Raw genomic sequence first — 19,692 nt, forward strand, 5'->3', positions numbered from 1 at the left:
CTGGTCAGTTAGACTTGTAGGTTAGACTGAGGGGTTAGTCTGGATAGTTAGACTGGTGAGTTAGACTAACTACAGCTGCTAACCAACACCGGGGTAGAAAGTCAGGTCGTGTTGGTTAGTCGTCGGAGAACTGCGCGAGCCCGGCCTGCCTCGACGACACGGCGTCGGCCGGTCCGCTTTCGGTACCGTCCGACCGGAACTTGAAGAACGCGTCGCAGTTCCAGTTCGGGCAGGAGTCGAACGAGGGAGACGTTCGAGGCTCGCTCGCGATGATCGTCTCGAAGGCCTGACCGCACTCGGGACACTCGAGGGTAACGCGCTCGCCGAACGGGAGCTTGAGGACGGCGTCGGTGCGTTGCTCGCGGCGCCGGCGGGTCTCGTGGCGGGCGTCGGCGGCGGTCCGGCCAGCGTCGGAGACCATACTACGCGAACCTCCCCGGATACAGATACCGAGTTTTGGCGTCGTTTTGATCATCACCGTCATCATCATCGTCGAGCGGCGCGGGCCAATCGAACGTATAGCCGCCGACGCGCTCGGACCAGATCGTCGACCAGCCCGTCGCGCCGCAGTGGCAGCGCACGACCTCGTGCCGGACCCACCCTTCGTCGCCGCCGCTGGTCTCGAACGTCAACTGCTCCCGGTAAAATGGGAGCCCCATCTCCTCACCAACAGCCTCAGCTTCAAACGGGTAGGTCGCGTCGATAGTGTGGTACGCCTCGACGCGGAAGTCGCCATCATCCCATAGCGTGAGATCGAGCGTGACGGAGCCCGACAGCCGGACATCCGCCAGCCCGCGTAGCTCGCCGACCACGTTCTCGTGGTCGTAGTCGTAGTCGCTCACTGGAGCTCCTCCTGTTCAGTACCCGTGTCTACGCGTTGGAGGTAACTCTCCAACGCCGTTTTGAGTTTAACCTGTGTCTCATCGTAACCATCTCCGTAGCAGAGGACAATCCCTTCGTAGTAGGTCCCGTGGTTCTTGGTCGTATCCAACGCCGCTTTCACGTCGTTGTAATCGTCCACAGGGACGACAATCATCCAATCATCAGGATTGTCGACGTGTTTAGCAAACTCTCGGATGCGGCTGGCGATGTGGTCAACACCGGACATCTACCGATACACCTCCGAGAGTGCGCGTCGCGTCATCTGACCGTTTATCTGGAGGTACTTCGTTGGCGTCTTGTCGTCTCTCCAGCCCATCATCTGTTTGAGTGCCTCCTTGTTGAGTCCGTTTCCGGCGTGATACGACGCCGCCGTCGCCCGGAGCCCGTGCGTCGACGTCGCGCCCTCAGCGAGCGAGGGTGCAGCCTCAATCGCGTTCCCGATTCGCCGCTGAATCGTGCTGAACGAGTACGGCCACCCGCCGTGGAGCTCAACAAGCGTGGAGACTGCCTCTTGCGCCCGTGGCGACCACTCGTACGGAATCGAGCGAACAGCCGCGGCGGTTTTGGGCATCCAGTACTGCTCCGCAATCTCTTCGACCGACCGCTCGTCGCCGTGGCCCTTCCGTTGCTGAATCGCCTGCTTGCAACTCCCGCAGACACTGCCGTCCCGACCCGACGTGCAGGGGTCGTGGCCCGGTATCTCGATGACGCCTTCGTAGTGGTCTACCCACGACGAATCGAAGTGCGTCAACTCTCCACCGCGGAGACCCAGTCGACCGAGAATGACGATAGCGGACCACGCTTCGAGGCCACGCTCGCCACCGAGTCGGGATGCACCGATGAGCAGTCGTTCGAACTCCCCGCCGTTGAGCGCCCGCTCTCGCGTGGCCGTGGACTCATCGGCATCTGGGTACTTCTCCACTGGTTCGGCACCAGCATCACTCGGCGCTCTGACCGGCGTCGTGAACTCCCCATTTGGGAGAAGTTCGTCAGGGTTGCCTGAGATGGCGGCCGCCTTCATCTTCTGTCGGTCCTCGTCACTGAGGCCGACGTCAGGTTGCGAGCTCACGCCGACTCACCTCCTTCGACGTGGGCGACGTGACCAGTCACATCGTTGTGCGCGAGACCGCGGCCGATGGCGATGTCCTTGGTGCTGTATGGTTCGTCCAGATCGCATTCGTGGCAGACGACTCGGTACTGCTCACTACCGCACGTCATCGCCTCACCTCCGGCACCTCGTAACCTCTGGCCACACAGCGCAGACACGGGCCTTTGGACTCGATGATGCTGCCACCGTACTCCCGACCGCAGTTGTCGCAGGTCGGGGACAGCGTTTGCTCAGTCCCGCCCGCGGACTGATCACTCGCCATCCAGCATCGCCTCCTTGAGCTCTCGGAGAGCGTTGGCGATCAGGTCGGTGAGCAAACCGTCCGTCGGACTGTGCTTGAGCCGGCAGCCGTTGAAGCCGTTCGTATCCGTGTTTTCAGTCATTTTTGTCCCACTCTGTTTTCGTGATATCGATACCTTTCTCGGCGAGATACTGGGTACTCTCGCGGCCCCAGTCCTCCTCGCCCGACCCCTTCGTCAGCAGGACGTAGACCTGTGAGTCGCCCATCGGCCGCATGGTCCGGCCGGCGCGCTGGCCAGTCTGCGACCTGGACGACCCCATCGTCGATGCGAGGATAGCGACCTCGGCGTCCGGCAGATCGATACCCTCGTCGCCCACACGGGAGATGATGAGCGCTTCGAGGGCGCCGTCGCGGAACTGCTGATAGAGTTCGTCGCGACGGTCGTGGCTGGTTTCGCCGTAGATGAACGGCAGGTCCAGCGTATCGGCGAGCTGCTTGCCCTGCTTGATCCAGTCGACGAAGATGATCGTCTTCGCGTCGTGGCGCTCTAGGAGCTCGTCGACGACGTCGGTCTTCGCCGAGTTGCGGGCCGCCTCGATGAGTTGCTTCGAGCCAGAGGCGCGCTCGTAGGCATCCCGCTCGTCATCCGAGCCCCACGGGACCGTGACGATCTCGACATTGGGGCGCTCGACCCAACCGTCGGCGAACAGCGCGCCCCAGTCGGACCCGACCGGCGGCCCGATCAGCGTGTAGATCTCCTTCGCGTCGCCACTCTCGCGGACCGGCGTCGCCGACAGGCCCAACCTTGCCGTCGACTGGATGGACCGGAACCGCTTCCAGGTGTCGGCGACGGCGTGGTGGCACTCGTCGGCGATGACGAGCCCCCACTCGCGCTCGTTGAAGAGCTCGCGATGGCGACTCATCGCGGCCGTGTCGTACGTGGCGATGGTCACCGGACGGATGCGCTTCTCGCCGCCGTGGTATTGGCCGATTTTGCCACGACGCAGATTCGTCGTCTCGAGGATTTCGTCCTCCCACTGGTTGGCGAGTTCGCGGTTCGGCACGAGGATCAGCGTCTCACCGCCGATGGCTTCCATCGCACCGATGGCGGCGATGGTCTTGCCCGCACCGCTGGGGCCGACGAACACGCCGGCCTTCCGGGCCGCGAAGTGGTCGACCCAGTCCTGCTGATAGTCGCGCAGGTCGATATCGTCGACGAGCTGGACGTCCAGGTCGGCACCCTCCTCGAGGCGACGCTCGTCGATCGGCGGGTAGCCCTCGTCGTAGAGGTGCTCTTTGACGCTGCCTTCGGACCCGCGCTTGAGTCGGAGGCGGAGGTCGTCGCCGTCGACGCGCGTGTAGTGGGTGTTGTGTTCCAGCCGCCGCTTGACGTCCTGGAACGCGTCGCGGTCCTCGGCATGGAGCCACGTCAGACTGTCCTCGCCAGTCCGAAGTCGGAACTGGTGGGCGCGGTCCCAGTCGTCCTGCAGGCGGCTCTCGAAGCCGGCGTCCCACTGGTCCTCGCCGACGACCGATCGTAGGTCCGCACGCAGCGCGTCGAACTCGTCGTAAGGGGCGTTCCAGACGTCGGCCTCGCTGATCTTGTAGAGGTAGCCGTCGCCGGTCGAGTCGATCACGTGCGAGGTCTTCGACAGCGTCGCACGCGTCTCGGGCGTCGGGTCGTCGACGACAATCTCCCGCCGGCTGGGGAAGAACATGACGCGCTCGGCATCTGATTGTGCCGGCGCATCACCATCTTGTGCTGGCGCAACCTCACCACTGCCGCCTTGCGATTGTGCCGGCGCAACATCGGTTTGTGCCGACGCAGACCGGTACTGGTGAACGTTGTCGAGTTCGCGACTCGGTGGGAGGTAGACCACGGCACCGCCGCCGACGCGGTCGCGGTCGAGGTTGTCCTGGTCGTGCTGCTCGACAAGATACTGGCGGGCCCGCTCTCGCGAACAGCCAACGTGATCGGCTACGCGTCGCGACGTCACGAGTTTGCCTTCGGCGATGACCTCCTCAATGGCGGCCTCGAAGTCCTCGGTGACGTAGTCAGGTTCGACCGTAATGTCAGGCATCACCACCCTCCCGCGGGTCTGACTTGAACTCGTAGAGCCCTTTTGCGACTTTCTTGACCCACCCAGCCGTTTCGAGCCGGCCGAGTGCGCGGGATGCGTACTGCCGACGCATCCCAGTCTGGTCCACAACATAATTCGGCGTCACGCGACCCCACGGCGCGCCAGTATCGCGACCCTGCTTGAGAAGGGAAAGGCACTGCTCCTGGCGGTCCGTAGGTTCGTGATCTTCGTTCGGCATACTGTTCTGAGGTATCTGCATCGCTCCAATAGTTATTTCGACTGCACGTCCAATAAGTGTTCCGTCCGTTGAGTCGTAGTATGTGACTAATTCTGTTCCAACGTAACAACTAAGTGCATGGCGATACACTGTATAGATATGAAGCGCGGTAGCTCGCCGGTGCAGAATCCGGACGGTGCTTCAGACACCGCCCGCGCTTCGAGCAACCGAAGCATGAGCATACACACGCGCACCGGACTTAACTCGTCCGGCACGACCCGAGTTTGGAAGTGGCAAGACACGGCGAAAGACCCCATGATCATCCCCGACTCGTGGGCCCAGGCGGGCGGTCACGAGTCGGCCGACGACGGCGAGGAGCAGTTCTTTGCGGTTGAGGTCCGGTTCGGGCTGCTACTCGAGTACGACACCAACGCCGCCGGCGAAGCGACCGGCGTCGCGAACCGCGAACGGCCGGGTATCCGGACGCTCTACGTCTCCGAGGATGGCGGCCGCGCCATCGTCGTCGAGTCTCAGGCTGAGCGGTCGGGCAGCAGCGTGACGCCCCGCGAGGACTGGTCGAGCATCATCGCCCGACCCGCCGGCGCCGGCGACGAAGTCGACGCTGAACGTCGCGACGCGTACCGCTCGCTGATCCGCGACCTCTACGGCGAGGAGGACATCTGATGGTCGAACAGAAGACGGTCCGGAACGAGGCCAGCACCATCGCCGCCGGTGCCCGCAGGACTCGCGACCTGACCGACGCCGAGTCGGAGTGTGTGCGGGGCCTACTCGCGAGCGACGAGGCGTTCGGCGCGCTGGTCACCGCCCAGCAGAACGCGATCCTCGTCGACGCCGACGATCACGGCCTCGACGAAGAGACCGAGCGCCTCGCGACCGACGCCGCCGGCAAGCTCGCCGACGCCATCGACCGGCGCATCGACGTCCAGGTCGCAGTGGCGAAGGACGTCGTCGCGTTTGCCGACGAAGTCGACGCGCTGTCGTGGGGCGTCGCCATCGACCCGTATCAGGCTGGGTTCACGACGGTCACCGACCTGCAGCGGGCGACGCGGCCGGAGCTGGTCAACGCCGGCATGAACCCAAAGCTGGTCGACCGAGTGAAAGACGAGGTCGGCGACTTCGTGGAGGGCGAGGCATGACAGGCGAGACGCTCGAGCGCGTCACGGCACTCGACGAGGACCCGCTGTACCGCTGCACCGAGTGCGGTGGGGAGAGTGCGACGCGCATGCCGAACCACGACGAAGACTGTCCGGTCATCGCCGACGGCGGCGAAGCCGACGCCTACGAGTTCCCGCCGCTGCACGTCGGCGATCACGTCGAAGACCGCGGCGACAACGGAGCCACGATGGTCGTGGTCGGCAAGCAACTCGGCGCCGCCGACGAGTACGATGTCGACGGCTGGGGCACCGTCGCCGACTACAACCAGGACTACCCCAGCGACGACGATGTCATCGAAGTCGTCTTTCCCGAGCGGACCACCGCCGACGTTGACCGTTTAGAGCGTTACGCCTACCCGCGCTCGCGGCTGGCGCTCGTCGAGCCCATCCACGATTGCGACGGCGGCGAGGAGGGCGAGGACTGATGGCGGCCACTGCCGACGCCGGCGACGTCGACCTGGCGGCGCTGGCCCAGCTGGACGACCGGGACGTCAAGGCGTTGACCGAGCCGATGGACATCTACGCCGACGACCCGGCCACTCGTGACGAGCAGGTCGCGGTCTACAACCACGGAACTCGGTACGTCATCGACCTCGTCGCCGAGACCTGCACGTGTCCGGACATGCTGCACCGCCGGCCCGACGGCGGGTGCAAGCACTGCCGCCGTATCCAGTTCCTGCGCGGCGAGCGGGAGATCCCCGCCGGCGTCGACCCTGACGCACTGGACGAGACGCTGCGCGAACACATCGATGACGAGGGGTCCAGATGACCGACGACAGCGACGAGCCCGAGACTGGCAGTCCCGAACAGCGTCTGCGCGAGGCGCGCAAGCAGGCCCGGCTCGCTCGCGAGGACCTCACGCCGAACACGCCGGCGTGGCACCAGGCACAGGCCACCGTCGAGCACGCCGAGGAGGCCATCCGGGCCATCGACGGCGGGCCGCAACCTGACGGCGGCGCGGTCCTCGGGGACGCCGACGCGTCGGCAGCTGTCCACGACCGGCTATCTGTCACGTACCAACCGGCGACGGGGCCGCACCGTCGGCTGCGGCTTGAGCCGAGAGCCGCCGACGGCGGGATGTGGCGCTACACCGAGGTCTGGACTGGCTGTCGGTGGCGGGCTGAGGGTCGTGAGCCCGTGGACGTCCTCGCGATCGAGCACGGGGGAGAGGTGGCCGATGTCTAAGATGCAGTACGGGCAGGGACTCGTCGACTGGGGTCACCTCGAGGTGACGCCGTTGTCGCGTGCGGCCGTCGGGGTCTACATCCCATCTCCGTTCAGCGACCACACGCTTTTGCTCGCGTACCGCCGCGGCTCGGGTCCGGAGGTGGACATCCGATGAGCAAGCTCAGCAAGCGGTCGTTCGCCGATCCCGACACGCTGTTCGAGCTCGTCCGCAGCGACACGCCCGTCGACGTCGACGGCTACAAACTCGGCGAACCAACAGGTAAAATAAAATGTGATGAGTGTGGAGCAGTCGCCAAAAATATCGACGAAATCCCCCACACTCAAGGCTGTAGCCAGCGGTTTGTGCTATCAGTGTGGTTCGTGGAGCAGGTGACTGACCGATGACATACATATGCACCCATGCCGGATGCAAAGCAGAGTTCGATAGCGAACGGGCTCGAAAGATCCACATCAGCAAGGGCCATAGCTCGAATAAGCCGTGGACCGACGCGGATCGGCTTGAACACCTCTATCACGAAGAGGGGCTGAGCGCAGTTGATATTGCCGAGGGGGAAGACATCACCCCGTCGGGCGTTCGGCACTGGATGGACAAGCACGGGATCGAGCGCCGGACTCACACGAACGACAAACATGTTGAAACGCCGTGGCAGGACAAGAACACTCTCAAGACAGAACATCACGAAAAGGAAAAAACGACCAGCGAAATAGCTGAGGAGATGGGCTGTGCCGAGTCTACAATCAAGACGTGGCTTCGCCGACACGGCATCGAAAACCGATCGCGCGAAATTAAACGCTCGCGCTCCCTTTCCGCTGAGCCCAAAGAGCTGCGCCGCCTTTATCACGACGAGGGGTTGAGCCTCCAAGGCGTTGCCGATGAAATTGGCGTATCCCGAGGGAAGGTCCGGTCGGACATGCAATTCGCCGATATTCCCCGACGCACCCGGCTTGATGTTATCAGGGCTAATTGCGCATCGTTCGGCATGGATATGTCAGGATACGAATGCTGGAGAGGGGCCACCAACGACCGCTACGAGTTTCTTCGAGTACACCGGTTGCTTGCAATCGCGTGCGGAGAAAGCCCACACAAAGTATTCAGCGGGAATTACCACGTTCACCACAAGAACGGACTCAAATGGGGGAACTGGCACTCCAATATCGAGCTCCTCTCCCCTGCTGAGCACCGTTCAAAACACCCGTCCATCGACGAGAAAACTCGTGAACGAATCGCCGACGAGTACGATCAAGGAACCTCGGGCTACGAACTTGCGAAGCGGTTTGACGTTGCCCGCCGCACGGTGAGCAAGATACACTCTGAACATTACGATGAACGGTCAATCTCGCCAAAACGAGCAAGCGAATAGCGTCGCTGGCGCTCCCGAGTACATCAACCACCTGCCGGGCTGCTCACAATCGGACGTGACGAGTCACTGGTACGACCAGACACACTGACTACGTACTGACGTTCACTGGCATCGTCGCGTCTTTTTCGAACTGTACCGTGGTGTTCGTTTGGTAGTAGGCGTCTTGGTGGACGATGAGTTCTGCCGACGTCGTCGAGTCGGGGATCGAGAAGGCGACCCAACCGTCGTAGGTCGCTCCCGAGCGCAGCGTGACGCCGCTGAGCTCTCCGGAGGTCGATCCGAACAGCGCTTGGTACTCGTACTCGACGCCATTCCCGAGCACCCGGAACAGCGCCGGCGTCATCTCGATCGAGCTCGAGCCGGTGTTCGTCAGCTGCATCCGGACGACCAGATACTTCTGTCCCTCCTCGGCGCTGTACCCCGTCATGTCGTTCGGGTCAGGATCGACGGCGGACTGTGCGCGAGCGTTCCAGACGACATCGAGACTCTGGCCAGAGTCGGGCGGCGAAGCATCCTGCGCAGTCATCGAGACGTTCGAGACCTCACTACCCGGACCAGTCGGGCCCGACTGACCCGAACCATCCAGCACTGAGGCCACGAGCATACCCATCGAGGCCACGGTCAGCAGCGCGACCAGGCCGACGACGGCCGCCGTCGAGAAGCTCACGTCGAGACGGCTGTCGAGCCCTCGACGGACGACCGGTAAAGCCAGTACGCCGGCGATGATCAGCACCAGTCCCGAACCAACGCTCACAAGCGCAAAGACGAGACCTGCGAGGATAGCAGCAAGGCCGAAGAGGTAGCCAACTACGTTCCGGAGGGTGATTTCTACCATACGGGATACGTGTCACGCTCGTACAAACAGTCTTTCCCCATGCTGACAGGACCTACTAACCAACATCGCGGCCGAGAAACCTCCAATGTTGGTTAGCTCTGTGAGGCTATTAACCAACACTCACCGAGTGCGCGCCGGCGATGTTGGTTAACACTCTCGACGGCGTCGCTTCCGGAATTAATACCACATTTTATGTACACCTTTGCTAAACTCTGCGTTTACTTTCACTTCCACACAGGTGTTCGAGACGCCTGTGTGCCCGCCAGAAACCCGCCGCAAACGCCGTAATCCATCCAGTTTCACTTACACTGCGGTCCCCAGAAAAAGGACTATACCCCCACCTCTCGTCATCCTGAGATGTACCGTGTCAGCAATCATGGCCGACGGGTCGGCGGTGGCCGACGCGCACGACGAAGTGGTGATCGACCGCGAAGACGAGCCCTACCGGTGGCGGTGTCCGAACGGGCACACGACGTGGGACCGGACCAACTCACATCTGTGGTGTCCGAGCTGCCGGCGGGCGATGGAGCAGCAAGGACAGTGGAGCATCATGCACGTTCAAAGCGCCGAGCACTGGGAGATCGTCGACGAGAAAACGGGCGAGACGATTCCCTACTCGGCAGTCAGATTCGCGGAGGACCAGTGATGTCAGTCAGCCCTTACGGCTCGGGCGTTGTTTGCATTTCCCGAGAGGTACTCCCTCAGTGCCGTCCTGACAATATCGGACTCGCTGGGTTCGTAGGGGTGTGCCTCAACCTCCTCCTTGATCATTTCCTCCAACTCGTCGTCGATTCTGACACTGAGCTGCTTCGACATACTGCTGTGTTGCCCAGCAACACACATAAACATAAGGCCATGCGCGCATCAAGTGTAATGCACTGCATTACTTCCACCACAAACACTAAGTCGCAACACATGCAACACGTAGACAATGCCGGAAGATGATGACCCGCGAATCCACATTCGTGTGGATTCCGAACTTAAGAGAAAAGTCGGCGTCGCCGCCGAATTAGAGGGTCTGTCGACGAGTGAGTTTGTCCGCGAACAACTCCGTGGCGCCACGGAGCACATCGACGTCGATCAGCTCTCCCCGGCAGAGTAGCAGCGCCCACGAACAAACGAACCCGGGCTGCCCAAACAGCCCGAGAAAACCGAGACCACATGTTCCAGATACACACCACCCGGGGTTACTATACACCCGCTAAATCGGGTAAGACGGTCCTACTGGCACGTAACTGGCTGTGGTCTCACGCGAGCGCTCGCCTGTCTGCACACCCGAGCCAACTGGTACCAACAACTCGCTCGGGCATGCAGGGCCAGGTCCCGCACCGCCCGCTAACCAGCAGACGATACGAGACCACACATGCAACACGCGGACGATACTCAAAACGATACCGAACAGCGTACCGATCCCGAACCACACCAGCAGCTTGCCAGCGCGCTCCGCTGTCTGGCTGACGAGGTCGAGCGCGCCGGCCGCCAGCTTGCGACCGACGACGTCGACATCGTCGTCGAGGACGGCGAAGCCACGCTCGTCCACACGTTCGACCTGGACGTCGGCTACGACTTCGAGGCCGATCCCGAAGGGCTGTGCGAGCCGGAGACGGTGACCGACGGCGGCGGCGAGCAACCAGACACAGACATCTACGAGTTGGACGTCCAGCTCCGTCAGTCCGCGACGATAGCCATCGAAGCAACATCACGCGAAGAGGCCTGGGACGCACTGGAGCATCCGCACGAGCGCGACGTACAGGAGTTCCTCGCGACGAACGGGTCGCTGTTCACTGGCGCACTGTACGAACCGCAGGACGTCATCAGCGTTGGCGACGTCGAAGAACCAGACATCTCGCTGGCCGCCGAGGGAGGTGATGCGTGATGGCGGCCAGCGACCAGAAGGGCGATCGCGTCAAGGACATCGAGCCCGCCGTCGACGACGGCGAACTCACCCGCTTCCAGTGGGAAATACTCTACCTCCTCGCTCGCGAGGACGGGCAGAGTGAGTACGGCCTCGGCATCAAGCGCGCGCTCGAGGCGTACTACGGTGAGGAAGTCAACCACGGCCGACTGTATCCGAACCTCGACCAGCTCGTCGACGCCGGCTACCTAAAAAAGAGGAGTCTCGACAAGCGGACCAACCTCTACGAGCTGACCGACGAAGGCAAGCAGCTGATCCACGCCGACGCCCAGCGCCGCTCTACCATCGTCGACGGCCTGCTCTGGGGTGATGCATGATGCAAGATGCGCAAGCCGCCAGCGGCGAGGGCCGTGACGCCGAGATGGCTGCCTACGAGCGCGACCCGCACGATCACGACGTGCTCGCGGTCGAGACGGACCACCGCCGAGTCAGGATCGGCGAGTTCGGTAGCGACGAGGAGTACATCGAGGCCGACCAGTCCGCGATGGTCAAGCGCTGGAGGTGGGAGTGATGGCTGACGCTATCGACGTCTCGGCGAACTTCTGCCCGGAGTGTGGCCAGCCTGTCGAGTCGGCACAGTCGTTCGCTGTCGACGAGGACATCATCGAGCAGGGCGCCTTCGAGAAGGTCGGCGCACACGCCGTCGTCGAGTCGGGACAGATCAGCATCTACTCCCACGGGGAGGGATCGGCATGAGCGCCGCGACCAACCCCGAAGACGCTCGCGATGAGCTGGCACCCAACGACGTCGTCGGCAACATGCTCTGCGACGAGCTGCTGGAGATGCCCGACGACGCTGTCATCCGCGTCCTCAACTACTACGGCGACTGGTGCGAGAGTGCGCCGGCGTGGACGGACTTCCGCCGAACGCTCGATCGCTGCCGGGGTGTCGTCGCGCACTGGCCGGCCGGCGAGGACCACGACACTGCGATCTACGTGCGGGCGACGATGGATGTCGGCCTCTACGAGCGTGCGACCGTCGTCGACGACGCTGACCTCGATCCGATCACGGTCTCGGGCGACTACGTCCAGCAGATGATCGAGTCACGCGGCGTTCCCGAACTCGTGCCGCTCGAGGCAGTCGCCGACCAGTTCGAGCGAGGTGGTCGGGAATGAGCTCCGAGACCGACGGCTTCGAGGTCGTCCGGAAGCAGTCGACGCGGCGGGCCGACCCGCGCCTGACCATCTACCAGGACGGCAACGGCTACCTCAACGCCAGCGCCATCGACCGGCACTTCGAGGACGTCGACGGCGTGCAAGTGCTCATCGACCAGGACGCCGGCCGCATCGCGTTCCGGCCGGCCGACGAGGTGAACAACGTCGACACGTACTCGCTGACTCACACCGACGCCGGCGCAGACATCCGACTCCGGACGCCGCTGCGGGCGCTCGGCGTTGACCTCGACGCGATCGAGGAGACGCGCTACTTCGACCTCAACGACGCGGACGAGTTGGTCGTCGCCGATGTGTCCGCGTTGCTCGTGGTGAGCGATGTGGCCGGCGACGACGATGCCGACGCCGACGACAGCAAGGGCGACGGCGCCACCACCGACGCCACCGACAGCAAGGGCGACGGCGCCACCACCGACGCCACCGACGCCACCGACGAGGACGAGCCAACTACCGTCGACGAAACCACGCCGGACACCGAGGACGACTCGGACGGCGGGACTCAGTCGACCAGTCCTGCGGACGTGCCCGTGCTTGAGGACGCTGACGACCCGACGACCGAAGAGAAGGTCGCGGCGTACCTGCACCGAGAGATCGAGGGCGACGGCGGAACACTCGAAACAACGTGTGGGGAGATCGGCGACGCCGTCGACGAAGACGGCCGCGCCATCCCGCACGCGCTGAAAAGCCTTGACGACTACGAGGCCGAGAAGACCGACAAGGCCGACGACGGCGAGGCCGCGGTCTGGGCTGTCCGGCCCGCCGTCGCCGACGAATCCGAGGACCCCGCGGCGGCCGGCACCGCGGCTGACGAAACGGACGCCGGCGACGAGCCAGACGACGAGTTGGACGAAGCAATCAACGACGTCCTCGGTGACGGTGAGTCCGGGCTCGAAGAACCCGATGAGGAGGACGTCCGCTTCTGGTGTGGCTTCTGCGGTCAGGGACCGTTCCGGCGCGAAAGTCAGGTCGAGGGTCACCACAACCGCAACGATCACCCCGGCGAGTACGTCCCGCGGACGACGGACCCTGCCGAAGAGCAGTTGCTTGACGGCGACGGGCCCGAACTAACCACTGACACCAGCCTGACCGCCTACCAGCGCGTCGCCGAGTGGTTCGAGCAGAACGTGCCGGAGTACAGATACTGGAAGACCGAGGACGTCGCCATCGAGTGCGACATCACGGGCAACGAGGCCCGCGAGGCGCTGGAGACGCTGTCGGAGGACCTTGAGGACTACGTCATCGAACACGACGGTCGGCTCTGGCGCGTGCGGGCCCCAACGGGAGGTGACGCGTGATGGGACACAGTGTCGAGTGTCCTGCGTGCGGGCACCACAGTTCGTGCATCTTCCGGTGCGACGAGTGTGGCCACGACCTCGTCGGCGTCGAGGAGACTGCTGGCGACCGAGCGGCTATCGGAGGTGGTCAGTGATGCAAGCCGGGAAGCTCGGCCTCGTCACCGAGGGTTGGATCGAAGACGTCGCCGGCGCCGCGTACCGGTCCGCGAAAGAAGACTACGTCGACGGCGGCATGGAGGAGTTCGTCCGGATGCTATCCGTCGACGATTCCTCGCAGGCGACGCTCTCGACCATCGGTGACGTCGATGTCTACGAGGGGGCCGCCATCTGGGACGAGAAGCGAGAGCCCGAGCAGTGGTTCGACGCTGGCGCCACCATCAACAAGAAGCAGGTGGAGACGCGCGTTCGAGCCGGCACCCGCTGGGCGGCCGTGCCGGCCGAGAACGGCCACGACGGCTTCGCGATGACGGCGACCAGTGCCGGGACGTTCGCGTTCGATCAGCTCGCCAGCCACCAGACGGTGTGTCAGATCGAGCCCGCCTACCTCGACCTGCGGTCGTGGCTGGAGGACAAGCGCGACCGCCTCGATGTGTGGGAGATCGGTCGCGACCAGCCGGCCGGCCAGACGACGATGTCGTGGTCCGGTCGCGAGGCCATGACGGACTCGCAGATCGACGAGGCCATCGACCGCCACGCCGTGCTGACGCTCGACGTCGACTACGACGACGAGTACCGCCGCGTCTCGCTCGCGCAGTCGGGCTGGGTCGAAGTGTTCGAACCCGACATGGAGACCGCGGAGTTCCTCGAGTTCGTCTCCGAGGAAGTCCTGCCCTACGCGTTCGTCGCTGAGAGTGACGACGAAGCCGTGGACAACATCGTCCACGAGCGGCTCGACGTCGGCGATGTCGAGCTGACCGACGAGGACCAGCAGACGTTCGACAACTTGGACACGGTCCACATGGCCGACGGAGGTGGTGACGGTGAGTGACGCCCTACAAGAGGTGCTGACCGGCGCCGTCCCGCTGTTCGAAGACGACATGGACCGGCTCGTGGAGTGGGCCGAAGCCGTCCAGGACGCCGACGGCAAGCTGCAGTCTGGCGCCGGGTTCGGCATGGACACGACCGGCCGCACCACCGAGATCCACGCCACAGTCGGCGACACTGCTACCGAAGCCGACCCTGGTTCGTTCGACGAGGGGTGGATCGCGACGCCAGGGCTGTCGAGTGAGTGCGACTGCACCGACGACGAGCAGCCCATCGTGGCGCTCAGCCATCGCGACCGCGAGATTGTCCTCATCGACTGCATCAACTGCGGTGTTCGCTACGACGTCGACGCACTGGACGGTGATCGCGATGACTGACGACGCCCTACTCGACCGGGACGAACTCGGCTTCGAGGAGTGGGCCGTCACGCCCGACCCCGATCACCTCGTGCCTGACTCACTCGAACGCGAGCGGGCCCGCGAGGCATTCCGGTCGAAGCTCCGCAGCGACCCGCCGGCGGTCTGCATCACGCACACCGACGCCGACGGGCTGTCGAGCGCCGCGCTAGTTGTCGACAAATACGGGCTCGAGACGGTCGTCCAGCCGGTCGACTACCATGGTGCGTACCGCTTCGAGCACGTGCTGGAGGACCTCATCGACTGTGCGGACCTGCCCAGCACGACTATCGTGGTCTGTGACTTCGCGCTCGACGAGCCCGTCGACGATCTGGACATCGTCGGGAGTCGGGCACAGACCGCCGAGTGGTTCGACCACCACCAGTGGGACGGCGAAACTGCGCAGGCCGTCGTGGACGCAGGGTTCCGCCTCTCCGTCGACGAGGACGAGTGTACCGCGTCGTTGTTGGCCCGCTTCCGCAGCATCGACGCCGACCTGCAGGAGCTGGCGGAGGTCACGAAGGACATCGACCTGTGGATTCGAGATGACCCGCGGTCGGGCCGTCTCAACACGTTCGCGAGCATCGCCGACCCCGAGGACTACGTCGCGACCGTCCTCGAGTGCGGCGTCGACCTGCCCGACGACGTCGAGCAGCGCATCGACGAACGGCAGGCGCTCGACGAACAGCTCGAAGACCTCGCTGTCGAGCGAGCCGTTCGCTTTTGGGTCGGTGACCACGATGTCGCCGTCACCTACTGCAGCGGCGGCCGGTCCAGTGTGATCGGGAACCGCCTCGCAGAGGAGCACGAAGACGACTGCGATGTCGCAGTCGTGATGAAGTCCCACGGCGGCATCGGGATCTACTCGCACAGTGATCGCGAGGGCTTCGCCCGATGCCACGAGGTCGCCAGCGAGCTCGGCGGCGGTGGACATCCGACCGCCGCGGGGTGTGAGGTGCCGGTCGACACGTTCCGAGACCTTGCACACTACTGGGCCTCGGAAGGCTCGAGTTCCTACGACGACATCAGGCGTGCTATCCGAGCCGTCGTGAAGGGGGGTGGGTCCGGTGCCGAGTGATCAGTCTTCCGACGGTACTGACTGGAAGTTCGAGAAGGGCGAAACGCTGATAGAACAGCAAGAGACGCCCCAGATGGACGACCTCGACAACTTCCGAGACGTGCCGAGGGAATACACGGTGAAACGCCGTCTCTACGACGCTGACGCGGATAAGCGGCTGTACTACCTCGAATGGGAGCGAGAAACGGCAGGCGGCCCGTCCACCGAGAATCAACTGTACGACGCGGGACTCGTTCGGATGCAGTATCGTTCCATAGACACGGACACTAACTCGGAAGGAGGTGAGTCCGGTGGCGAGTGAACAGTCATCAGACGAGGGTGACCATGTCAACTTCGGCGTCGACGTCGAGACACTCAGCCTCGATACGCTCCAGCGAGAGTACCAGGAGCTGACCGAGCGCCGCTTCTCGAGTACGCTCGATGAGCAAGAGCGCCAGCGCCGCGCAACAGTCTGGCACGAACTCTGTGGTCGGATGGACGTTCAACAGCCAGCATGTCCAGAGTGTGGCACTCGCAGTTGGGGATTCTCCGACCACACGGAATGTACCGGGTGCAGTCACGCTCCGGCTGACCGTAAGCTCCTGACCGAGATACAGCGCAGTTGGGAGCAGATCATCCACGGAGGTGTGACCGATGCCGAGTGAGACTGATCGCGAACAACCCGACTGCCAGAACTGCGGGAATCCGGTTGATACGACCGAGCCCGGCGTCTGGAAGGCGGCCAACGACGAGCAATGGTGGCACGAAGGCTGCTACGACAAGGTTGAGAAGGCCGAGGAACTCGCTGAGCGGATTCGGGGGCTGATGGTTCCCGAGACTGAGTTCGACGGTCTCAGTGACGAGTTTCACGACCAGCTTGACGCTGCCCAAGGCCTCCTCGAAAACGCGGCCAAGAAGGAACGGCTGAAACAGGAACAGGAGATCGGACACTACGGCACGACCACTAACTCGGAAGGAGGTGTGACCGATGCCGAGTGAGGACAGCGGTATCGGCTGGACTGACTCGACGTGGAACCCCGTCCACGGCTGCTTCAAGACCAGCGAAGGTTGCGCGAACTGCTACGCTGCCGTCCAGTCCCAGCGCTGGGACCACACCGAACACGCCTGGACGGTCGACAACGCCGAGGAGAACGTCCAACTGCAGCGCGACCACCTCGGCTGGCCCCGCAACCGCGACCCAAAACGCATCTTCGTCAACAGTATGTCGGACCTGTTCCTGCCCGAAGACCTCGTCCCCGACGACTACCTGCACGACGTCTTCGACGTCATCGAAGCGTGCGACCAGCACGTCTTCCAGGCGCTCACGAAACACGGCGCCGAGCACGACAACCGGATGCTCGTCTGGGACCGCGAGGCTACGCGCTGGCCGGACAACCTCTGGATGGGCGTCACGGTCGAGAGCGCCGAGCGGACCTACCGCATCGACCACCTGCGCAACACGGCAGCGTCGACGAAGTGGATCAGCTTCGAACCGCTGCTCGGTCCCGTCGACGTCGACGCCGACGACCTCGAGGGCATCGACTGGGTCGTGATCGGCGGCGAGTCCGGCCCCGAAGCCGACCGTCGCGAGATGGATCACGCCTGGGCCCGCGAGATCCGCGACGCCGCGAAGGCACAGGGCATCCCCGTGTTCTTCAAGCAGTCGAGCGCTCGGTACCCCGAGCGCGGTCGCCGCCTCGCCGAAGCTGGTGAGGGCCTCAACGAGGCCGCGTTGCTCGGCGCCGACCAGACCGAGTATCGCGAACTACCCGAACTGACGCCGGCGCTGCGGGACGCCCGTCCCGACCTCGCCGGTCAGGAGGCGACCGTCGATGCATAGGACTCGCGCGCCGACGGCGCACCGACACGTCGTGCGAGAGACCGAGGCCAGCACTCGGGCGCTCGCCGGCGTCGGGAACCAGGGCCGGTGCCCCAACGGCAACGTCGACTGCCGTCTCGGTTCCGGCGACACGGGCGCGCCGTGCTTCGAGTGTGTGTTCGGAGGTGACGAGTAGATGTCTGACGACTGGGAGCGGATCGACGAGGACCCAAACGCGGAGACCAACGACACGCGGCTTCGGTTGGAAGAGGGTGACCACGGGACGTTCAAACTCGTGCGCGAGCGGTACTGTCTGGTCGAGTTCCCCGGCCCCGGCGACGACATCGAGCACGAACGCTACGACTGGCATCCCGGCGGGTCGTTTGTTCTCCAGTCCGAGCAAGAGGCGATGCAAGTCGCGTCGATGCTCGCCGATGCGGACGCATTCGACGTCGAGGTACTGTTCTGCCGGCAAATCGACCACGCGAAGATAGCATGGGAGGACGACGATGTCTGAGCCCGCCGTCGACGACTACCGCTTTGGTCGTCTTCGTCTCGCTATCGGCATCGTCATCGCGAGGGTCATCTGCCACCCAAAGTTGGTGCTCGGCCGACGCCGGCACGACAACTTCTGCGACGAGTGTGGCGACCGGTGCGGAAACTACGCGATGGGCAAGCTGGACTTTCCGTTCGATGTCGACGGCGACGCAGTCAGCGGCCGCTCGGCGGTCGAGAACATCCGTGGGATGCTCGACGCCGAGTACCGCCGCGTGTGTCTGGAGTGCGGGCACGAACTCGAGCAGGCTGGAGGTGAGCCTGGTGAGTAACCTATCCGCCCACGTCGACCGTGCCGTCCGCCGGGTCGAGCAGTTCGACGAGGACCCTCGGATGGTGGTCGTCGTCGCGACGGACGGGTCCGGACTGTCGATGGACCAGCGCGAAGCCGTGCTCGAACAGACTCGCCAGCAGACGGCGACCGTCGTCGCCGACGGCAGCGGCCACGACGTCGACATCAAGGATATCGGCGAGCCTCGCGGTGACGGCGAGTCGTGGGTCGACGTCGCCGACCGCCTCGACGAATCGCCCGACTGGCCGGTTGGTCTCGGTGCTGTGCTGTACAACGACCGGTCCGACCGCCCGGAGGACCGTCGCGATCTCTGGCACGTCACGACGCGACTGGTCGACCACGACGGTTCGAACCACTTCTACGAGTTGTGGGACGGAACGCACACGCGTCGCCAGTTCTACCACATCGAAGATCTCCTCGCCGACTTCGCCCCGGCGGGGTGGTGCTGGCCGACGGGTTGGAAGCCACTGTATCACTTGACGCGTCGGTGTGGTGCCGACGACCCGGCGGATCTGATGACTGACGGCAGTGGCTTCGATGACGGTCGATGTCCAGCTTGCGACGCCGAGGGCGACCTCGAAAAGACGCTCGCGCCGGGCCAGCGTCGGTGTCCGACGCCAGTCGATCAGTGCGCCGTGATCACGTTCCTGGAGGGACCACTCGATGTCTGACGATGGCCACCAGTGTCCGACGTGCGACCGGTCGTTCGACTCGGAGATAGCTGTCAAGATCCACCACTCAAAGGCTCACGACGAATCCATCGCGACGATTCAGAAGACCTGTCAGGAGTGTGGTGTCGAGTTCGCCGTCAAGGGCAACTCGAAAGATAAACAGTACTGCTCGGTGGAGTGCGCAGGCGAGGCGCGGTCCGAACGCGTCACCCACACGTGTGAGGTCTGTGCCGAGACGTTCGAGACCGTCCCCAGCGACGCCGACGGTCGACGGTTCTGTTCGCGTGACTGCCGTCGCGAGGCCTTCAACGAGACGATGGTCTGTGAGCAGTGCGGCGACGAGTTCGAAGTGCATCAGAACCGCGCCGACGAGCGTCGATTCTGTTCGCGTGAGTGCGATTTCGAGTTCCATCGCGTCGAGATCGAGTGTGGTCACTGTGAGGACACTT

At 63.9% G+C, this 19,692-nt stretch carries 38 protein-coding genes and 1 pseudogene; 29 read left to right on the forward strand and 10 right to left on the reverse strand.

Annotated features, from left to right (window positions below; genetic code table 11):
* Positions 1-115: 115 nt before the first annotated feature.
* From NDI85_RS21310 to NDI85_RS22425, 8 genes are all read right to left on the reverse strand, one after another.
* Positions 116-421 carry a hypothetical protein gene (locus tag NDI85_RS21310; protein ID WP_310916965.1) on the reverse strand — a complete coding sequence of 102 codons (306 nt, stop codon included), beginning with the start codon at positions 419-421 and terminating at the stop codon, positions 116-118.
* A gap of 1 nt (position 422) precedes the next feature.
* Entirely contained in the window at positions 423-842 is a 420-nt protein-coding gene (locus NDI85_RS21315; RefSeq protein ID WP_310916966.1) for a hypothetical protein, read from the reverse strand.
* Positions 839-1,108 (reverse strand): hypothetical protein, encoded by a 270-nt coding sequence (locus NDI85_RS21320; protein ID WP_310916967.1) that lies wholly within the window; start codon positions 1,106-1,108, stop codon positions 839-841. Before NDI85_RS21320 ends, NDI85_RS21315 begins: the two co-directional genes overlap by 4 nt.
* A complete protein-coding gene (locus NDI85_RS21325) occupies positions 1,109-1,951 on the reverse strand; it encodes a site-specific integrase (RefSeq protein ID WP_310916968.1) in 843 nt (280 codons plus the stop codon).
* Complete coding sequence (locus tag NDI85_RS21330; protein ID WP_310916969.1) at positions 1,948-2,100, reverse strand: hypothetical protein; 153 nt, start codon at positions 2,098-2,100, stop codon at positions 1,948-1,950. Before NDI85_RS21330 ends, NDI85_RS21325 begins: the two co-directional genes overlap by 4 nt.
* Positions 2,101-2,241: 141 nt before the next feature.
* Complete coding sequence (locus NDI85_RS21335) at positions 2,242-2,373, reverse strand: hypothetical protein (RefSeq protein WP_310916970.1); 132 nt, start codon at positions 2,371-2,373, stop codon at positions 2,242-2,244.
* Entirely contained in the window at positions 2,366-4,312 is a 1,947-nt protein-coding gene (locus tag NDI85_RS21340; RefSeq protein WP_310916971.1) for a DEAD/DEAH box helicase, read from the reverse strand. Before NDI85_RS21340 ends, NDI85_RS21335 begins: the two co-directional genes overlap by 8 nt.
* Positions 4,305-4,571, reverse strand: coding sequence for a MarR family transcriptional regulator (locus NDI85_RS22425; protein ID WP_396275608.1), 267 nt, complete (start codon positions 4,569-4,571; stop codon positions 4,305-4,307). Before NDI85_RS22425 ends, NDI85_RS21340 begins: the two co-directional genes overlap by 8 nt.
* 273 nt (positions 4,572-4,844) lie before the next feature.
* Between NDI85_RS22425 and NDI85_RS21345 the strand changes: the two genes are divergently transcribed.
* Genes NDI85_RS21345 through NDI85_RS21380 form a run of 8 tightly spaced genes read left to right on the forward strand, consistent with a single transcriptional unit; the run spans position 4,845 to position 8,253 of the window.
* Positions 4,845-5,213, forward strand: a complete 369-nt coding sequence (locus NDI85_RS21345) for a hypothetical protein (RefSeq protein ID WP_310916972.1) — start codon at positions 4,845-4,847, stop codon at positions 5,211-5,213.
* Positions 5,213-5,686 carry a hypothetical protein gene (locus NDI85_RS21350; RefSeq protein WP_310916973.1) on the forward strand — a complete coding sequence of 158 codons (474 nt, stop codon included), beginning with the start codon at positions 5,213-5,215 and terminating at the stop codon, positions 5,684-5,686. Before NDI85_RS21345 ends, NDI85_RS21350 begins: the two co-directional genes overlap by 1 nt.
* Positions 5,683-6,129 carry a hypothetical protein gene (locus tag NDI85_RS21355; RefSeq protein WP_310916974.1) on the forward strand — a complete coding sequence of 149 codons (447 nt, stop codon included), beginning with the start codon at positions 5,683-5,685 and terminating at the stop codon, positions 6,127-6,129. The genes NDI85_RS21350 and NDI85_RS21355 overlap by 4 nt, the downstream gene beginning before the upstream one ends.
* Entirely contained in the window at positions 6,129-6,473 is a 345-nt protein-coding gene (locus NDI85_RS21360) for a hypothetical protein (protein WP_310916975.1), read from the forward strand. The genes NDI85_RS21355 and NDI85_RS21360 overlap by 1 nt, the downstream gene beginning before the upstream one ends.
* Positions 6,470-6,889, forward strand: a complete 420-nt coding sequence (locus tag NDI85_RS21365) for a hypothetical protein (RefSeq protein WP_310916976.1) — start codon at positions 6,470-6,472, stop codon at positions 6,887-6,889. Before NDI85_RS21360 ends, NDI85_RS21365 begins: the two co-directional genes overlap by 4 nt.
* The gene (locus NDI85_RS21370) at positions 6,882-7,046 is read left to right on the forward strand and encodes a hypothetical protein (RefSeq protein ID WP_310916977.1); all 165 of its coding nucleotides are present in this window, start codon (positions 6,882-6,884) and stop codon (positions 7,044-7,046) included. The genes NDI85_RS21365 and NDI85_RS21370 overlap by 8 nt, the downstream gene beginning before the upstream one ends.
* The gene (locus NDI85_RS21375; protein WP_310916978.1) at positions 7,043-7,276 is read left to right on the forward strand and encodes a hypothetical protein; all 234 of its coding nucleotides are present in this window, start codon (positions 7,043-7,045) and stop codon (positions 7,274-7,276) included. Before NDI85_RS21370 ends, NDI85_RS21375 begins: the two co-directional genes overlap by 4 nt.
* Positions 7,273-8,253 carry a hypothetical protein gene (locus NDI85_RS21380; protein ID WP_310916979.1) on the forward strand — a complete coding sequence of 327 codons (981 nt, stop codon included), beginning with the start codon at positions 7,273-7,275 and terminating at the stop codon, positions 8,251-8,253. The genes NDI85_RS21375 and NDI85_RS21380 overlap by 4 nt, the downstream gene beginning before the upstream one ends.
* Before the next feature lie 88 nt (positions 8,254-8,341).
* On the opposite strand, the gene NDI85_RS21385 is transcribed toward NDI85_RS21380, so the two are convergent.
* A complete protein-coding gene (locus tag NDI85_RS21385) occupies positions 8,342-9,088 on the reverse strand; it encodes a DUF4352 domain-containing protein (protein ID WP_310916980.1) in 747 nt (248 codons plus the stop codon).
* Between the two features lie 376 nt (positions 9,089-9,464).
* Between NDI85_RS21385 and NDI85_RS21390 the strand changes: the two genes are divergently transcribed.
* Entirely contained in the window at positions 9,465-9,734 is a 270-nt protein-coding gene (locus NDI85_RS21390) for a hypothetical protein (protein ID WP_310916981.1), read from the forward strand.
* Between the two features lie 2 nt (positions 9,735-9,736).
* Here NDI85_RS21390 and NDI85_RS21395 read toward each other — a convergent pair whose 3' ends face one another.
* Positions 9,737-9,904, reverse strand: a complete 168-nt coding sequence (locus NDI85_RS21395) for a ribbon-helix-helix domain-containing protein (RefSeq protein ID WP_310916982.1) — start codon at positions 9,902-9,904, stop codon at positions 9,737-9,739.
* A gap of 115 nt (positions 9,905-10,019) precedes the next feature.
* On the opposite strand from NDI85_RS21395, the gene NDI85_RS21400 reads away from it, so the two are divergent.
* From NDI85_RS21400 to NDI85_RS21495, 20 genes and pseudogenes are all read left to right on the forward strand, one after another.
* Positions 10,020-10,190, forward strand: a complete 171-nt coding sequence (locus tag NDI85_RS21400) for a ribbon-helix-helix protein, CopG family (protein WP_310916983.1) — start codon at positions 10,020-10,022, stop codon at positions 10,188-10,190.
* 261 nt (positions 10,191-10,451) lie between these two features.
* Positions 10,452-10,964 (forward strand): hypothetical protein, encoded by a 513-nt coding sequence (locus tag NDI85_RS21405; protein WP_310916984.1) that lies wholly within the window; start codon positions 10,452-10,454, stop codon positions 10,962-10,964.
* Entirely contained in the window at positions 10,964-11,320 is a 357-nt protein-coding gene (locus NDI85_RS21410; RefSeq protein WP_310916985.1) for a PadR family transcriptional regulator, read from the forward strand. The genes NDI85_RS21405 and NDI85_RS21410 overlap by 1 nt, the downstream gene beginning before the upstream one ends.
* Complete coding sequence (locus NDI85_RS21415) at positions 11,320-11,514, forward strand: hypothetical protein (RefSeq protein ID WP_310916986.1); 195 nt, start codon at positions 11,320-11,322, stop codon at positions 11,512-11,514. The genes NDI85_RS21410 and NDI85_RS21415 overlap by 1 nt, the downstream gene beginning before the upstream one ends.
* Entirely contained in the window at positions 11,514-11,699 is a 186-nt protein-coding gene (locus NDI85_RS21420) for a hypothetical protein (RefSeq protein WP_310916987.1), read from the forward strand. The genes NDI85_RS21415 and NDI85_RS21420 overlap by 1 nt, the downstream gene beginning before the upstream one ends.
* Positions 11,696-12,118 carry a hypothetical protein gene (locus NDI85_RS21425; RefSeq protein ID WP_310916988.1) on the forward strand — a complete coding sequence of 141 codons (423 nt, stop codon included), beginning with the start codon at positions 11,696-11,698 and terminating at the stop codon, positions 12,116-12,118. Before NDI85_RS21420 ends, NDI85_RS21425 begins: the two co-directional genes overlap by 4 nt.
* Positions 12,115-13,470 (forward strand): hypothetical protein, encoded by a 1,356-nt coding sequence (locus NDI85_RS21430; RefSeq protein ID WP_310916989.1) that lies wholly within the window; start codon positions 12,115-12,117, stop codon positions 13,468-13,470. Before NDI85_RS21425 ends, NDI85_RS21430 begins: the two co-directional genes overlap by 4 nt.
* Positions 13,470-13,604: a hypothetical protein gene (locus NDI85_RS21435; RefSeq protein ID WP_310916990.1), complete on the forward strand. Its 135-nt coding sequence runs from the start codon at positions 13,470-13,472 to the stop codon at positions 13,602-13,604. The genes NDI85_RS21430 and NDI85_RS21435 overlap by 1 nt, the downstream gene beginning before the upstream one ends.
* Positions 13,604-14,458 (forward strand): hypothetical protein, encoded by an 855-nt coding sequence (locus tag NDI85_RS21440; RefSeq protein ID WP_310916991.1) that lies wholly within the window; start codon positions 13,604-13,606, stop codon positions 14,456-14,458. Before NDI85_RS21435 ends, NDI85_RS21440 begins: the two co-directional genes overlap by 1 nt.
* The gene (locus tag NDI85_RS21445) at positions 14,451-14,831 is read left to right on the forward strand and encodes a hypothetical protein (RefSeq protein WP_310916992.1); all 381 of its coding nucleotides are present in this window, start codon (positions 14,451-14,453) and stop codon (positions 14,829-14,831) included. The genes NDI85_RS21440 and NDI85_RS21445 overlap by 8 nt, the downstream gene beginning before the upstream one ends.
* Entirely contained in the window at positions 14,824-15,927 is a 1,104-nt protein-coding gene (locus NDI85_RS21450; protein WP_310916993.1) for a recombinase RecJ, read from the forward strand. Before NDI85_RS21445 ends, NDI85_RS21450 begins: the two co-directional genes overlap by 8 nt.
* Positions 15,917-16,228 carry a hypothetical protein gene (locus NDI85_RS21455; protein ID WP_310916994.1) on the forward strand — a complete coding sequence of 104 codons (312 nt, stop codon included), beginning with the start codon at positions 15,917-15,919 and terminating at the stop codon, positions 16,226-16,228. The genes NDI85_RS21450 and NDI85_RS21455 overlap by 11 nt, the downstream gene beginning before the upstream one ends.
* Positions 16,218-16,571, forward strand: coding sequence for a hypothetical protein (locus NDI85_RS21460; protein WP_310916995.1), 354 nt, complete (start codon positions 16,218-16,220; stop codon positions 16,569-16,571). The genes NDI85_RS21455 and NDI85_RS21460 overlap by 11 nt, the downstream gene beginning before the upstream one ends.
* The gene (locus NDI85_RS21465) at positions 16,561-16,905 is read left to right on the forward strand and encodes a hypothetical protein (protein ID WP_189002070.1); all 345 of its coding nucleotides are present in this window, start codon (positions 16,561-16,563) and stop codon (positions 16,903-16,905) included. Before NDI85_RS21460 ends, NDI85_RS21465 begins: the two co-directional genes overlap by 11 nt.
* Positions 16,895-17,746 (forward strand): DUF5131 family protein, encoded by an 852-nt coding sequence (locus NDI85_RS21470; RefSeq protein ID WP_310916996.1) that lies wholly within the window; start codon positions 16,895-16,897, stop codon positions 17,744-17,746. The genes NDI85_RS21465 and NDI85_RS21470 overlap by 11 nt, the downstream gene beginning before the upstream one ends.
* Positions 17,739-17,921 (forward strand): hypothetical protein, encoded by a 183-nt coding sequence (locus tag NDI85_RS21475; protein WP_310916997.1) that lies wholly within the window; start codon positions 17,739-17,741, stop codon positions 17,919-17,921. Before NDI85_RS21470 ends, NDI85_RS21475 begins: the two co-directional genes overlap by 8 nt.
* Entirely contained in the window at positions 17,922-18,242 is a 321-nt protein-coding gene (locus tag NDI85_RS21480) for a hypothetical protein (RefSeq protein ID WP_310916998.1), read from the forward strand. It begins immediately after the preceding gene.
* A complete protein-coding gene (locus NDI85_RS21485; RefSeq protein ID WP_310916999.1) occupies positions 18,235-18,552 on the forward strand; it encodes a hypothetical protein in 318 nt (105 codons plus the stop codon). The genes NDI85_RS21480 and NDI85_RS21485 overlap by 8 nt, the downstream gene beginning before the upstream one ends.
* Entirely contained in the window at positions 18,545-19,243 is a 699-nt protein-coding gene (locus NDI85_RS21490; protein ID WP_310917000.1) for a hypothetical protein, read from the forward strand. The genes NDI85_RS21485 and NDI85_RS21490 overlap by 8 nt, the downstream gene beginning before the upstream one ends.
* Positions 19,236-19,692: pseudogene (locus tag NDI85_RS21495) on the forward strand (hypothetical protein); the annotation flags it as partial. The gene NDI85_RS21490 and the pseudogene NDI85_RS21495, both read left to right, overlap by 8 nt.

This window comes from Haloarcula sp. S1AR25-4, from assembly GCF_031624555.1.
GTDB lineage: Archaea > Halobacteriota > Halobacteria > Halobacteriales > Haloarculaceae > Haloarcula > Haloarcula pellucida.